Genomic DNA, 2,434 nt, shown 5'->3' on the forward strand with positions numbered 1-2,434 from the left:
CGTTACCGGGATGGAGCTGCGTAAACCAAGGCTGCTGGCACAAAAAGAAGAAGGGCACCAAAGCTGATCAAGGCCACTAAACCCAGCTTCCCAGCCGATGGGAAAACTTTCCAATTCCCAGGCCCAAAAGCCAATTCGCAATGGCGACTGCAGATCAATTTTCTGCATGATTCCATCGGTTTGACGCAACACATTTGGATTGGTGTGGATCAAATCGATGGCAGCAGCCTGAAATGGCTCGGCTTGCGCCAGGGGCTGATCATTCACATGGGTTGCAAGTGGTAGATCGCGCCATTGAACCCTCACCCCTGCTGCAGTTAAGGCCCTGGCTGTGCAGCGGGCTCCTTCCCCTAAACCAAAGCCGCCGCTGAGGTGGCCCCAAAGATTCACCGTTAATTGGGGAACTGGGTTATTCATGGGGATTTTTCAAGCCAAGCAGCGTGCAGCCAAGCGATTTCCAGCTGGCTTGTTTAAGTAGATCGGCAACGCTAACTGGAGCTGGTTGTAGTTCTTGGCAGTAACTAAATAGGCGCAGGGCATCCATAAATTGCTTTGCCAATGGTGCTTGGCTATGGCAGCAGCCGCGACGCCAGAGCTTGAGTGCTAGTTCGGCATCGCCTTGCTCAAAGGCTTGCCAAGCCGCTAGCCAACGGCTGTGACGGCGGCACTCCAATTCTTGGCGCCATGGCCAAGCCCAATGCTGGCACTGGGCAGCAAGTTGATGATCCCTATGGCCAACCACAACATCAAGATTAATTGGTTGAAAGCTGTATTCCAAAATTGGTTCAGCAAAAACAGCCAGAGGTGTTGAAAAGCCCAAACAAGCTGTTAGTTGTGTTTCAGGAATATCGTGTACAAGATAAACACAGCTGCGTTGTATTACACAACCGCTGGGCAATGGATAGGGCAGATTCCAGAGATCCGCAGGGGCTAGGGCAAGCTGAAGCGGCCTCAGATTAACCGGTGGCTGCCGCCAAACCGAAAAAGCACGACGCCATCCAAGCAGTGCTATCGATGCGCTGCTTGGTAATTGATTAAGCCAATTGAAAAGTGCTGGTAAACGCTCCCAAGCAAACTGACAATTATTTGCCAGATGGCAATACCATTGATTTGGAGTGTCAGAAACCAATTCATCTGTATCTTTTTGCCAATGCACAAAATTTCTTAATGCATGATCAGCTTTTGGCAGGCGTTCATAAAATTGTATTTCTTGCAATTCAGGCCTGTTGCAGTTAAAGATTAAACGCACTTGCTAGAGCTGTGTTTGCCCCATCCTGCCAGCCACCACAACCTAGGCCGCGAGGCCTATGCCAATGAAGACCATTTATTGGCATTGCATCATCTGCAACAGGCAAGCTCAGGCCATGCCGGTGAGTTGTGGTCGCGCCAAAACCTAGGAACGGTTTTAGCTGGTTTTGGTCGCCATAGCGAAGCAGCGGAATGGCTCACCCCATTAAGGGAGCAGCTCCCTAAAGATCCCTGGGTTAGCCACTACTTAGCTGAAGGTGCCTTGGAACTGGGGAATTACAACTGCCAAGAACCATCTTTACGCCGCTGGCTGGAGCAGCCCTGGGTTCCAATCCACCGTTGGGAGGAGATAGTTAGCAATTTTCTAAAAAAAGAAACCTGGGCTCCAGATCCGGATCTGTTGCTGCCAAGTTGGGAAAACCATTACCAAAGCATGGATAATCCCCAGTGGCAGGCCCTAAAAGATCAACTTCACGCAGCGCTGCCAAGAAAGCAAGTATCGGTAATAATTCCAAGCCGCGATCGCCCGGATCTTCTGGGCCCCTGCCTCAAGAGCTTGGAGGAATTGGGAAAGTGGGGCCAGGCCGAGGGTGTGATCGGCCAGGTTGTGCTGGTGGATAACGGCAGCTGCCAAGCCCGCACTGCAAAGCTGCTGCAGCACTGGCAAGAACGCAAAGGGGAGGCATTTAACTTGCTGCGGCTCGATGAACCATTCAACTGGAGCCGGCTTAGCAATGCCGGTGCCCATGCCAGTACTGGCTCATTGCTGCTGTTTTTAAACGACGACACCTGTTTTATGAATAATCAAGCCATGGGCTGGCTTGCAAAAGCGGCACTAAAACAAACAAACGGGCCTATTGGAGCCCTGCTGCTGGATGATCAGGGCCGGGTGGCAGATGGGGGACTAGTGAAGCAAGCGGATGGTTACGTAGCACGCTGGCGCGGCTGGCCACTGCGACATTTGCCAGGAGAAGCCTGCCATGGGGCATGGACAAGCGATGCCATTACTGGAGCTTGTTTAATGGTGCGGCGGGAGCTGTGGCAGGAGGTGCAATTTGATGAACAGCTACCAGAGGATGGCAATGATGTGGTGTTTGCAGAGGCACTAAAGGCAAAAGGTTTTGCGGCAATCGTTATCGGTGCTGCAAGACTGCTACACGGTGTTTCAAGTAGTAGAGGTGTATGC

Annotated in this window: 2 protein-coding genes and 1 pseudogene; 1 reads left to right on the forward strand and 2 read right to left on the reverse strand. The window is 51.8% G+C overall.

From position 1 onward, the window contains the following. A pseudogene (locus C7K08_RS13485) lies at nucleotides 1-417 on the reverse strand (glycosyltransferase family 4 protein); the annotation flags it as partial. After that, complete coding sequence (locus tag C7K08_RS13490) at nucleotides 410-1,249, reverse strand: hypothetical protein (protein ID WP_106501056.1); 840 nt, start codon at nucleotides 1,247-1,249, stop codon at nucleotides 410-412. The gene C7K08_RS13490 and the pseudogene C7K08_RS13485, both read right to left, overlap by 8 nt. A 15-nt stretch (nucleotides 1,250-1,264) precedes the next feature. On the opposite strand from C7K08_RS13490, the gene C7K08_RS13495 reads away from it, so the two are divergent. Next, the coding region (locus C7K08_RS13495; RefSeq protein ID WP_133165299.1) for a glycosyltransferase at nucleotides 1,265-2,434 on the forward strand (1,170 nt) is incomplete at its 3' end.

The organism is Synechococcus lacustris str. Tous (assembly GCF_003011125.1).
In the GTDB taxonomy this organism is placed as follows: Bacteria; Cyanobacteriota; Cyanobacteriia; order PCC-6307; family Cyanobiaceae; genus Synechococcus_D; species Synechococcus_D lacustris.